Here is a 10,767-nt window from a genome sequence, read left to right as displayed (position 1 = left end):
AGTTACCGGAGGCAAGAGGGCTATTGACTTATAAAGACCCGGTCAGAAACTCATATCCCATTTTGATGGTTGGCACGCTGATACAAATAAAAAGGATGCCGAATTGCCATTTAACAATCTTGTTATGGGCTTCCAGCGTCGATATTGAAGTACGCAGGTCTGCACCTTGTTCCTTTATGGACGCTCGAAGCTCGGCACCTTGCTCCTTGATGAGAGCGCGCAGCTCTGCGCCCAGCTCTGAAATGGAGGTTTTGAGGTGTTTTTCTGTTTGTGCAAGATCAGATTTGGATGCGAGCTTTTCCACATCACACTCCCAGGCATCAACGACTGCCTTGGCTTTGTTTGAGGGCATGCTGATCGATGTCAGCGCGTCATACAGGGTGATCGACTGCTTCATTTCGCCTCCTGCGATTGGCAACTGCGCCAAGATCTCCACCTGATGGCAGAGACGGGTCCGAACCAAATACTCTGCTTAACCCACCAAACAATAAAGTCAGCCGTTTCTGGCAGTTATGTCATCCGTAAGCGACCCATAAAAAAACCGCTGGCAAGAGCGGCTTTTTTGCGGGTTGTTCGAGACTTATCCTGGCAGAGAAGGCGCGACAGGCTGCGGCGTCAGATTTTGCTCAATCTGAGCGTGCAGTATTTCCCAGGCATCACGCGGTTCGTCCAGGTCGCGGTTGAGGGTTTCCGGGGTTTTAAAGGTGGTGTACAGGGTGATCAACGTCAGGAGCGACAGGTAGCAGGCAATCGGCAGCCAGGCACCGATGCCTGCATTGGCATCGCCATCATGGCTGGCCACGACCAGGGCAATCAGGCCGGCACCAATCAGCGGAGCTATGCCGCCTGCAATCACCGCAGAAGCTTCACGGGCAATGGAAACGCCCATATAGCGGTGGCGCGAGCCGAACAGCTCCGGCATCAGCGCAGCCTGGGTGCCAAACATACCCCAGGTGCCGATGCCCAGGGCAATGGAGATGGCAATGATGCTCGCCACCACATTGCCCTGACTCAGTACCCACCACACCGGGAAGGCCAGTGCCAGTTGCAGCAGGGCAAAGGCCCGGTACACCACTACACGGCCAAAACGGTCGCTGAGTTTGCCGGCAATCGGCACAGTCAGTGCGCCCAGGCTGGCGGCGCAGATCAGTGTCAGTACACCCACCGGCCCTTGCAGGCCGACCACGCCGACGATGTAACTGACTGCCAGGGCCTGATAAATCGAAGAGCCGCCGTTTTCCCCAAGGCGCAGGCCGATGCCCAGCAGCAGGGTGGGTTTTGAGTGTTTCATCGCGCTTTTAAGCGGATTGTCGCACACGCGTTTGAGCGCCTTGAGGCGGATAAAGGTCGGCGACTCCTTGAGCGACAGACGCATGTACAGGCCCAGGGCGACGATCACCACGCTGCTGAAAAACGGTATGCGCCACAACCCGCTTTCGAGCACGTTGTCACTGCTGCTGATCACCATGAAATACACCAGCGCGGCCAGGATGGTACCCAGTTGAATGCCAAGGAACGGCAGGGCGGCATAAAAACCGCGTCGGCCCGCAGGCGCATACTCGGTCATCATCACTGCCGCGCCGGCCTGCTCGGCACCTGCACCAAGGCCCTGCAGCAAGCGCAGCACCACCAGCAGCACCGGGGCCAGGTAGCCGACTTGATTAAATGTGGGCAAGGCGCCGATCAGGGTGCTGGAAATACCCATCAGCAACACCGTGGAAGTGAGCACGAACTTGCGCCCCACGCGGTCGCCGATCATGCCGAACAGCACACCGCCCAATGGCCGTATCGCAAAACCCAGGAAATAGGTGCCAAAACTGGCAATCAGGCTCATGGTGCGGGTTTGTTCAGGAAAGAACAGCGGCCCGAAAATCAGCGCTGCTGCCAGGGTATAGAGGGCAAAGTCGTAGTACTCCAGCGCGCTGCCAAGGGAGCAGGCCCAGGCTGCGCGGTGCAGGTCTTTTTTGTGTTCCGGGCTTTCGGGGACCAAATCAATGTCAGATGTAGAGTGATCGTGAGTCATGTTGGTACCTTCTGGTAGGTGCCTTTACGGCATCTTGTTATCGATAGGCAGCAGGATTTCTTACAATTTCAACCTCTGGATTTCGTCGAGCATGGCCTGCTCCATGATGTCGATGGGTGCCTCCATGCCGGTGTACAACTCGATTTGCCGGCAGGCCTGCTGCACCAGCATGCGAGTGCCGGGCACAGTACGGCAGCCCAATGCCGCGGCTTGCAGCAGCAGGGCGGTGTGAACGGGCATAAAGGCCACGTCCATGACGATCAGATGGCTGGCAAGCAACCCGTCCAGCGGGTTGCTGTCGGGCTGCTTGAAGCCCACGCTGGTGGCATTGATCACGATATCGAAATCCTGCGCGGCAAAGGCCTCGATACTGCCGCCCCAGTGCGCACCCAGGTCTGCGCTCAGGGCCTTGCCCCGTTCGCTGCTGCGGTTGAACACCGTGACCCGGGCTGCTGCTTGCAGGCAGCCAAAGACCACGGCCCGCGCTGCGCCACCGGCGCCGATCACGGCAACACGCTGGTGAGTGAGCTCGCAGACTTCTTGCAGGGCGCGCACTGCACCCAGGTAGTCGGTGTTGTAACCGGTGAGTACGCCGTCGATGTTATTGATGGTATTGACCGCGCCAATCACCAGCGCGGATTCATCGATCGCGTCCAGATGCTCCATCACCACGGTTTTGTAGGGCATGGATACGTTCATGCCGCGCACACCCAGTGCGCGGATGGCTGCAACGCCAGCCACCGGATCTTCAATGCCAAAGCAGACAAAGGTGTAGTCCAGACCCAGGGCCGCATAGGCCGCATTGTGGATTTTCGCAGAGAGGGAAAAGGGCGAGCCCATGATCGAACCGCACAGGGTTGGCAGGGACTGGGGCATGCGTGCCTCCTTGTATTGGATTTATGAGTGGGGCAATAAGCCCACTTTCAACCCCTCCTGCGCCGTGTGCCAATCGTATATGGTGATGTTGTGATCACGGATGTTGATCACCATTTGGGCCCGGGCGATTGACGATGTGTGCAGCCCATTAAACCTCTCCCGGTGTTATGGTGCTGAATCCTTCCTGCCAACGGATTTGTTGTGATGACTACACCGCGTGCTGCTGTCGGCCCTATCCAGGCCGTGATTTTCGATATGGACGGTTTGCTGCTGGATACAGAGGGTATCTACACCGAAGTGACACAGATCATCGCCGAACGCTACGGTCGCACTTATGACTGGAGTATCAAGCAGCACATCATCGGCCGCGGCGCCCTGGACCTGGCCGAATTTCTGGTCAATGCGCTGGAGTTGCCGATTACCGCGCAGGAATTTCTGGTTATCCGCGAGCCGCTACTAAAAGAACGCTTCCCCAAGGCCGCGGGTATGCCGGGTGCCGAGGCGCTGGTGCGGCATTTGAAGGCGCACAATATCCCGATAGCCGTGGGCACCAGTTCATCGCAGCATTCCTTTGCCGACAAAACCACCTTGCATGGTGAGTGGTTTGATCTGTTTGACACCATCGTCACTGCTGACGACCCTGAAGTCGGCGCCGCCAAGCCTGCGCCGGATATCTTCCTGACGGCGGCGCGGCGCCTGGGTGTTGCGCCCGGGCACTGCCTGGTATTCGAAGATTCGCCCTTCGGCGTGACGGCTGCCAAAGCGGCCAACATGACTGCCATTGCCGTACCTGATGAAGCCATGGCCGACAGCAAATACCACCACGCCGACCAGATTATCCGCCAGCTGGCTGACTTTGATCTGGCGGCTTATGGCTTGCCGCCGATGCGCTAAGGGCTAGCCAAATCCCTGTTACCCCGGATCATTGCACCGGCAGTTTTTCCAGCGCTTCACGCAATGGGTCAGCGCTGGCAAACTCTTGCTGCGACACCAGTTTGCCGTTGTCCAGTTGCAGCCACAGTACCTTGTCTTCGGCGCCAGGGTACTGGGCGGCCACTGCGCCGTCGCGGTCGAGGACAACCCGGTAGCTGTAGTCACGCATGGCCGGGATGGCAATGAACTTGCCAATCAGCGAAGGCATGCGCTGCACGTCGGCGAGGAACACCACATTGCGCGCTTCCAGGTAGCCTTTGGCCTGGTTTTCCAGCGCAGCCTTGACCAGCTTGGAACCGTCCATATTGCGCGCTACCAGCAGCACCCGGGTTTTTTCGTTCAGGGTGTAGGGTTGGTCGTGCTGGTCGTTCAGGGTCCAGGGTGTCAGGCGTTCGCCAATATTCGCGGCCTGGGCCAGCATGGAACACGCGCTCAACAGCAGCACAAGTGCAATTCTCACCGTTTGATACCCCTTCAGTTAACTAGGTCTGGCCTGACAGGTTGCAGGCATGGCCTGCATGGTATCCCACAGCGCCAGGTAAAAGTTCTGAGACGCATTTAGCTACAAATTGCTCTATGGTTAAGTGCAACCCGCCCAAGGAAATGCACAGATGACGCGTCTTACCGCGAAAGACTTTGCCCCCGAATTGCTTGAGCTTTATGACTATTACGCTCATGGTCAGATCAACCGTCGCGAATTCCTTGATCGTGCCGCGCTGCTCACTGTGGGCGGCACCGCGCTTTCGCTGCTGACGGCGCTCTGCCCCAACTACGCGCTGGCCGAACAAGTGTCTTTTACTGACCCGGCGATCGTTGCCGAGTATGTGATGTATCCCTCGCCCAACGGCAATGGCCAGGTGCGTGGTTATCTGGTGCGGCCGGCCAAGGCTGAGGGCAAGTTGCCGGCAGTCGTGGTGGTGCATGAAAATCGCGGGCTCAATCCGTATATCGAAGATGTCGCCCGGCGTCTGGCCAAGGCCGGATTTATCGCCCTGGCTCCCGATGGCTTGACATCGGTGGGCGGCTATCCCGGCAATGACGAGCAGGGCCTGGCGCTGCAACAAAAAGTCGACCCGACCAAGCTGATGAATGACTTTTTTGCCGCGGTGGAGTGGTTGATGCACCACGATGCAAGCACCGGCAAAGTGGGCATTACCGGGTTCTGCTATGGCGGCGGGGTGGCCAATGCGGCGGCAGTGGCCTACCCGGAGTTGGGGGCTGCAGTGTCGTTTTACGGGCGTCAGCCCGGCGCCGATGAGGTCAGCCGTATCCAGGCACCGTTGATGTTGCACTACGCGGGGCTGGATACACGGATCAATGAGGGCTGGCCAGCTTTTGAACAGGCCTTGAAGGCCAACGGCAAAGTCTATGAAGCGCATGTTTACCCGGGGGTAAACCACGGTTTTCATAACGACTCGACGCCACGCTACGATGAAGCCGCGGCGACGCTGGCCTGGGACAGAACCCTGGCCTGGTTTGGCAAGTACCTGACGTAACCGGCTCAGCTGTTCTTTTTACGCAAGCTTTTGAGCCGGGTGCTGGCGCGCTGCACGGCGGCCATTTTTTCAGGTCGCTTCATGCCTCGCCACTTGCGGATGTCTTCCTTGGTGCGCCCGCAACTTACGCACAAGTCGCCGCTGAGCTGGCAAACCGCAATGCACGGGTTTTCAATGTCTTTTGCCACGGCTCAGTTCTTCTGGGCCAGACGTTTTGGCCAGTTGCCACCACAGCTGCGCTGGCACTCTTCTTGTGAATCGAAAAACACATGGGCCGAGCCGTTACGCACCTTTACGCCGGCATCCGTCAGTGCATGGGCCGTCAGTTCTCCCATATAGCGCGCCTCGCCATCGGCAAGGGCGAAGTCTTTGCTGGCTTGCGTATCGAATACCCAAATTACCTTCAGGCTGGCCGGGAAGGCCTCGTAGTCGACCACATGAGTCAGCCAGACAAACCCCGGGATCTGTGATTTGGCGGTTTCACAGGCCTCGGTCAGGGAGGTGATCAGGCGACGTTCGATCTGTGCCTGGGTGCGCTTGCTTAAAGACATGGGTGAATCCTGTTGATAGGCGGGGCAAAAGCGCGATTATACCTGAGCGCGAAGCTTGGATACTGATGCTTCGCCCAAAGTGCCACCTGAGGTAGAATGTCGCGGTAAGTCGGCTGGCCGCCCTGGAGCGTCATGTCCACGCAGGTTCCCCGGAAGGAACCGCGAGCAGGCCGGACATCAAGGGAGTCGCATTCGCTGTAGCAAAAAATGTTACCCAAGTAGCTGAAACCAAAATCAACAAAAGATCAGCGCCCAAGGTACATAGAGTGAGGTCTGTAACGTGCACAGGCCTTATATATCTGCCCGTTGTGGAGTTGAGGGATGGCTCGATCGCAGGCCACAGGCTTGTGGTGGGTCGAGATACTTCATGTTCTGCATGACGGGTAGATGGCGTTTTATCTTAGGTACTACAACATGTTTAAAAAAGTAAACAAGGGGCTACTGGGCCTGGCGTTGACCATGGGGATTACCTCCGTGCACGCGGCAGAACCTAAACACGTGGATGTACTGCTGATCGGCGGCGGCATCATGAGCGCTACTCTGGGTGTCTGGCTCAATGAGCTGGAACCGGGCATGTCCATGGAGATGATCGAACGTCTTGACGGCGTTGCCCTGGAAAGCTCCAACGGCTGGAACAACGCGGGTACGGGCCACTCGGCCCTGGCCGAATTGAACTACACGCCAGAAGACAAGAACGGCAACGTTGAAATCCCGAAGGCCATTGAAATCAATGAAGCCTTCCAGGTATCGCGCCAGTTCTGGTCGTGGCAAGTCAAGAACGGCGTGCTGAAAGATCCGCGTTCGTTTATCAACTCCACGCCGCACATGAGCTTTGTGTGGGGCGATGACAACATCAAGTTCCTGAAAAAGCGCTACGAAGCCTTGCAAGCCAGCCCTCTGTTCGCGGGCATGCAGTACTCCGAAGACCCGGTGCAGATCAAGAAGTGGGTTCCGTTGATGATGGAAGGGCGTGATCCCAACCAGAAAGTCGCGGCTACCTGGTCTCCGATCGGCACTGACGTGAACTTCGGCGAAATTACGCGCCAGTTCGCGGCTTACCTGCAAACCAAGCCTAACTTCTCGCTGAAACTGTCGAGCGAAGTTGAAGACATCAAGCGCAATGAAGATGGTTCGTGGCGCGTGGTGTACAAAAACCTGAAAGATGGCACTAAAACCGAAACTGACGCCAAGTTCGTCTTTATCGGCGCTGGCGGCGGTGCCCTGCACCTGTTGCAGAAGTCCGGCATTCCTGAAGCCAAGGAATACGCAGGCTTCCCGGTGGGCGGCTCCTTCCTGGTTACCGAAAACCCTACCGTTGCCGAGCAGCATCTGGCCAAGGCCTACGGCAAGGCTTCGGTTGGCGCGCCACCGATGTCGGTTCCGCACCTGGACACCCGCGTGCTGGATGGCAAGCGCGTGATTTTGTTTGGCCCGTTTGCGACTTTCTCGACCAAGTTCCTGAAAGAAGGTTCGTACTTCGACCTGCTGACCAGCACCACGACCCACAACATCTGGCCAATGACCAAAGTCGGCATCGAACAGTACCCACTGGTTGAGTACCTGGCCGGCCAGTTGATGCTGTCGGACGAAGACCGCTTCAATGCTCTGAAAGAGTACTTCCCGAACGCCAAGTCTGAAGACTGGCGCCTGTGGCAGGCCGGTCAGCGTGTGCAGATCATCAAGCGTGACGAAGAGAAGGGCGGCGTGCTGAAACTCGGTACCGAGATTGTCAGCGCCAAAGATGGCAGCATCGCCGGTCTGTTGGGCGCATCCCCGGGTGCCTCCACTGCTGCACCGATCATGCTGACCGTGCTCGAAACCGTGTTCAAGGACAAGGTTGCGACACCAGAATGGCAAGCCAAGCTGCACCAGATCGTGCCGAGTTATGGCACCAAGCTGAACGGCGATCCTGATCGCGTTGCTCAAGAGTGGGCCTACACGGCTGAAGTCCTGAAACTGACTCCACCACCGGCAATCCCGGCGGCGACTCACACTGCACCACCTGCTGAAGCGCCGGCCAAGCCTGCGCCAAGCAATCCAGCGGCTGATATGGCCCTGTAAAAAAACGGCCCCGCCCGACGCTGTTCGGGTGGGGCCGCTTTATCTCGCGTGACTGCCTCGCTTAACCTCCCCGCACTACCTCACTGCGTTCCGAACAGGGCCGTCCAGTAAATTCCAGCATCACTTTTCGGGTCCGTTGCGTAGGCAGCGCCCAGTTCGCGAAACTCGGGGTTCATCACATTGGCGCAATGGCCAGGGCTGGCCAGCCAGCCGTCGACGAGCTTGCGCGTGGTGTCCTGCCCGGCGGCGATGTTTTCACCGATCTGCTGTGCGATATAGCCCGCCAGTTCTGCACGATCCCCGGGCGTACTGCCATCGCGGCCCTTGTGATCAAAATAGTTGTTATTGGCCATATCCCGCGAGTGGTTCTGGGCAGCGCTGGCCAGGGTAGTGTTCCAGGTCAGTGGTGCAGCAGGGGCGAAGGCCTGGGTGCCGCATTGACGGGGCTGGGTGCGGGCGCTGTTGAGCAGCTCAAGGACCTTCTGGCCTTCGGCCTGCCAATCGCCCAGACGTGCCGCCAGCAGCGGGCGGGCCAGCACAATACGCCATTCGCGCTGGTCATGGCTGACACCGATATCGACAAATTGCGGGTCCAGCACGACACGGCAGAAGCTCTCTTGCACGGCCTTCATGGCGGCCTGGGCATCGCGGGGACCGTTCAGGTTGATGGCCTGCACGTTGACCATCGGATAGGCCGCCCGGCCCAGCGCCTCCTGTAAATCTCCGAAGCTGCTGGCAGGCAGCACCAGCCGGGTGTCGGCCGACAGCGGCGGCAACTCTTGCGATGGCTGCCCTGCGCACAGTTGAATCTGGCTGCGGTAGGTATTGATCGAGTCGATCAGTTGCGATTCTTCGCTGGCCACGGCGCCAACGCTGAACGCCAGGCCCAGGGTCAAGGCGCCGAGACGGTTCAGGGTGAAGTGAGCACGCATACGGGTTCCCTCTAAACGGAGTGCGCCCATGATGCGTTATTTCGCCCGGTTAGTCTTTTACCTGTGCCACGAAGGCATTTGCCCTGGCGGTCAGCTGATCGATCTGGCGATCACGTTTCTTCTCGGCGTCGAGCATGGCCTTTTTGCCGTTGCGTTGCAGCAGGTAGGTATGGATCTGGCGCACTTCGGTGGACTGGTAGATCGCTGCAACATCGAGTACCGCCATCAGGCCGTCGCTGCTGTGCTCGCAGGTGTTCATCAGCACTTGCGGGCCGCGCGTGCCGATGACATTCAGGCCCATCGCGGCAAATGCCGGGGCTTTGCTCACGCTGCAGGTCAGTTCGGTATGGGGGTAGCGGCGCACGATGGCCTCGACCATTGCCCGGGTCACGTCCAGGTGCCGGTGGCTGGCCAACTCGGCCATGTAGGCAATGCCGCAGGCCTGCGGATCATCCTTGACGGGCAAGTACAGGGCGAAACCGGTCACTTTTTGCGGGTCCTGGGCATCAGTCGCGACAATCAACTCAACGGCAATGCCTTTGGATCCATCGAGTGCCTGCAGGTACAAGTGCACTTCAAAGCCGATGGCGTATTGATAGATGCTGTACAGCAGATTGCTCGGGGCGATTTCCATCGCACTGATATCACTCAGGTGATCGACCACGAGTTGCAGGATCTGACTGTTGATCGGCTCGCTGACCGGGGTGTCGAAATGGGTGAGGGTGGTCATGTGGCTTAATCTCTGTAGTCGCTGCCGAGGAACGAAGGCTGCGAGTTTTTGATCTTTAAAAGCTCGCAGCCTTCGTTCCTCGGCAGCGACTACAAGGGTTGGCAGGTCAGCGCTGGCTCAACCAGAAGTCATGCAGCGCGCGGGCGGCCGGGGTAATGGCGGCGACGCTCTGCTGATGGGCGGCTACGTCGAGGTCTTCGGGCAGTTCAAAGTTGTCCAGCTCGGCGCAGTCGGCAATGGCTTGCAGCAAGCGGGCTTGCGGCGCCGGTAGTGCTGGCCAGTTACTGATGGCCACCGCGCGGGTGTAACCGAAACACCATTCTTCAGCCAGGGTTACGTCCTGGCCCAGATGTTCGGTCTGCTCGAAACGCGGAGTAAATGCGCTGCTGTCCTCAGCCAGTTGCCGGGCCAGGGTATTGATATGGCGCACACTCAGTTCGATGAACTGTTTGGCTTCTTCAGGGCTTTCCCAGGCCGGGTTTTGACCGCCCCAGATTGCCGGGAACCAGTCGGCTATATCCACTTGCGTCGGGCTGGAAACCAGAGCAGTGAAATATCCGTCGAGCTCCGAAGGGTTAAGTACGGAGTGATCGTCGCCGTATTTGAGCAGCGTGTTCTCGATCACTTCAAAGTCGCTGGCATTCAGTGGTTGCGATTGCATGTTCGGCTCCTTGGGTGGGGCGGCAGTGCGTAGTCAGTCGACCGAAACGATAGAATCGAGCTCAAAGTATTTAAAGCCAGCCTTGGCCAGGGCTTTTTTCGCCTCTTGCTCGGCGTTGAATCGGCTCAAATCCTTGGAGTCGTGGACAAACAGGCTTTCATCGCCGTCAAACACCTTGGTCACCCGCATGGTGACGCGCAGGATCGGGCCGCTGCGCTTTTTCGGCACAGGTGAAGGGGCTTTGGCAGGTGCCGCAGCTTTTTTCGGGACCGGGATGGTTTTGGCAGGGGCGGGTTCAACTTCAGGTTGAACCGGGGCAGCAGGCAGATCAAGGCCGAGCGCTCTGCGCATGTCGTCCTCGGTGAATCCGGCACTCATTGGTATGACTCTGTTAATTTAAAAGACGCGCTTATAGGGCAGCTATTCGGGTTATGGCAAGCGAATTTGTTCATATACCGCTAATTATGACCTTTTCAGGGGGTAAAGCCCTTGTTTGGAGCCGAT

13 protein-coding genes are annotated in these 10,767 nt (G+C 58.2%); 3 read left to right on the top strand and 10 right to left on the bottom strand.

Features of this window, described 5'->3' with window-relative positions; genetic code table 11:
* Window positions 1-28 precede the first annotated feature (28 nt).
* The 3 genes from CJU81_RS14165 to aroE form a co-directional block, all read right to left on the bottom strand.
* On the bottom strand, window positions 29-397 hold the full coding sequence (locus tag CJU81_RS14165; protein WP_095037152.1) for a DUF1640 domain-containing protein: 369 nt from the start codon (window positions 395-397) through the stop codon (window positions 29-31).
* A gap of 183 nt (window positions 398-580) precedes the next feature.
* Complete coding sequence (locus CJU81_RS14160; RefSeq protein ID WP_095037151.1) at window positions 581-2,023, bottom strand: MFS transporter; 1,443 nt, start codon at window positions 2,021-2,023, stop codon at window positions 581-583.
* A gap of 60 nt (window positions 2,024-2,083) precedes the next feature.
* Window positions 2,084-2,899 carry a shikimate dehydrogenase gene (gene aroE, locus CJU81_RS14155; protein WP_095037150.1) on the bottom strand — a complete coding sequence of 272 codons (816 nt, stop codon included), beginning with the start codon at window positions 2,897-2,899 and terminating at the stop codon, window positions 2,084-2,086.
* A 204-nt stretch (window positions 2,900-3,103) separates the two neighbouring features.
* Between aroE and CJU81_RS14150 the strand changes: the two genes are divergently transcribed.
* The gene (locus CJU81_RS14150; protein WP_095037149.1) at window positions 3,104-3,793 is read left to right on the top strand and encodes an HAD-IA family hydrolase; all 690 of its coding nucleotides are present in this window, start codon (window positions 3,104-3,106) and stop codon (window positions 3,791-3,793) included.
* A 28-nt stretch (window positions 3,794-3,821) separates the two neighbouring features.
* Here CJU81_RS14150 and CJU81_RS14145 read toward each other — a convergent pair whose 3' ends face one another.
* Window positions 3,822-4,292 (bottom strand): FAD/FMN-containing dehydrogenase, encoded by a 471-nt coding sequence (locus tag CJU81_RS14145; protein WP_095037148.1) that lies wholly within the window; start codon window positions 4,290-4,292, stop codon window positions 3,822-3,824.
* Window positions 4,293-4,443: 151 nt separating this feature from the next.
* Here CJU81_RS14145 and yghX point away from each other — a divergent pair, with 151 nt between their 5' ends.
* The gene (yghX, locus tag CJU81_RS14140) at window positions 4,444-5,328 is read left to right on the top strand and encodes a YghX family hydrolase (RefSeq protein ID WP_095037147.1); all 885 of its coding nucleotides are present in this window, start codon (window positions 4,444-4,446) and stop codon (window positions 5,326-5,328) included.
* A gap of 5 nt (window positions 5,329-5,333) precedes the next feature.
* Here yghX and CJU81_RS14135 read toward each other — a convergent pair whose 3' ends face one another.
* Both CJU81_RS14135 and CJU81_RS14130 read right to left on the bottom strand, forming a co-directional pair.
* The gene (locus CJU81_RS14135; protein ID WP_095037146.1) at window positions 5,334-5,516 is read right to left on the bottom strand and encodes a DUF1289 domain-containing protein; all 183 of its coding nucleotides are present in this window, start codon (window positions 5,514-5,516) and stop codon (window positions 5,334-5,336) included.
* 3 nt (window positions 5,517-5,519) lie between these two features.
* Window positions 5,520-5,879: a hypothetical protein gene (locus CJU81_RS14130; protein ID WP_095037145.1), complete on the bottom strand. Its 360-nt coding sequence runs from the start codon at window positions 5,877-5,879 to the stop codon at window positions 5,520-5,522.
* Window positions 5,880-6,293: 414 nt separating this feature from the next.
* On the opposite strand from CJU81_RS14130, the gene mqo reads away from it, so the two are divergent.
* Entirely contained in the window at window positions 6,294-7,940 is a 1,647-nt protein-coding gene (mqo, locus tag CJU81_RS14125) for a malate dehydrogenase (quinone) (RefSeq protein WP_095037144.1), read from the top strand.
* An 80-nt stretch (window positions 7,941-8,020) separates the two neighbouring features.
* Here mqo and CJU81_RS14120 read toward each other — a convergent pair whose 3' ends face one another.
* The 4 genes from CJU81_RS14120 to CJU81_RS14105 form a co-directional block, all read right to left on the bottom strand.
* Window positions 8,021-8,872 (bottom strand): CAP domain-containing protein, encoded by an 852-nt coding sequence (locus tag CJU81_RS14120; protein ID WP_095037143.1) that lies wholly within the window; start codon window positions 8,870-8,872, stop codon window positions 8,021-8,023.
* Window positions 8,873-8,921: 49 nt separating this feature from the next.
* Complete coding sequence (locus CJU81_RS14115; RefSeq protein WP_095037142.1) at window positions 8,922-9,602, bottom strand: GNAT family N-acetyltransferase; 681 nt, start codon at window positions 9,600-9,602, stop codon at window positions 8,922-8,924.
* A gap of 106 nt (window positions 9,603-9,708) precedes the next feature.
* Complete coding sequence (locus CJU81_RS14110) at window positions 9,709-10,263, bottom strand: UPF0149 family protein (protein WP_095037141.1); 555 nt, start codon at window positions 10,261-10,263, stop codon at window positions 9,709-9,711.
* 33 nt (window positions 10,264-10,296) lie between these two features.
* Window positions 10,297-10,641 carry a hypothetical protein gene (locus CJU81_RS14105; protein ID WP_095037140.1) on the bottom strand — a complete coding sequence of 115 codons (345 nt, stop codon included), beginning with the start codon at window positions 10,639-10,641 and terminating at the stop codon, window positions 10,297-10,299.
* Window positions 10,642-10,767 lie beyond the last annotated feature (126 nt).

The organism is Pseudomonas fragi, assembly GCF_002269505.1.
GTDB classification, from domain to species: Bacteria; Pseudomonadota; Gammaproteobacteria; order Pseudomonadales; family Pseudomonadaceae; genus Aquipseudomonas; species Aquipseudomonas fragi_D.
The sequence above is the reverse complement of the archived record's forward strand: the minus strand, read 5'-3'. Positions and strand labels throughout refer to the sequence as shown.

Coding starts and splice junctions, on each gene's coding strand:
- CJU81_RS14120 (WP_095037143.1), bottom strand. CDS start 8,872: ATGCGTGCTCACTTCACCCTGAACCGTCTCGGCGCCTTGACCCTGGGC.
- CJU81_RS14110 (WP_095037141.1), bottom strand. CDS start 10,263: ATGCAATCGCAACCACTGAATGCCAGCGACTTTGAAGTGATCGAGAAC.
- CJU81_RS14150 (WP_095037149.1), top strand. CDS start 3,104: ATGACTACACCGCGTGCTGCTGTCGGCCCTATCCAGGCCGTGATTTTC.
- CJU81_RS14105 (WP_095037140.1), bottom strand. CDS start 10,641: ATGAGTGCCGGATTCACCGAGGACGACATGCGCAGAGCGCTCGGCCTT.
- CJU81_RS14160 (WP_095037151.1), bottom strand. CDS start 2,023: ATGACTCACGATCACTCTACATCTGACATTGATTTGGTCCCCGAAAGC.
- CJU81_RS14165 (WP_095037152.1), bottom strand. CDS start 397: ATGAAGCAGTCGATCACCCTGTATGACGCGCTGACATCGATCAGCATG.
- aroE (WP_095037150.1), bottom strand. CDS start 2,899: ATGCCCCAGTCCCTGCCAACCCTGTGCGGTTCGATCATGGGCTCGCCC.
- CJU81_RS14130 (WP_095037145.1), bottom strand. CDS start 5,879: ATGTCTTTAAGCAAGCGCACCCAGGCACAGATCGAACGTCGCCTGATC.
- mqo (WP_095037144.1), top strand. CDS start 6,294: ATGTTTAAAAAAGTAAACAAGGGGCTACTGGGCCTGGCGTTGACCATG.
- CJU81_RS14115 (WP_095037142.1), bottom strand. CDS start 9,602: ATGACCACCCTCACCCATTTCGACACCCCGGTCAGCGAGCCGATCAAC.
- yghX (WP_095037147.1), top strand. CDS start 4,444: ATGACGCGTCTTACCGCGAAAGACTTTGCCCCCGAATTGCTTGAGCTT.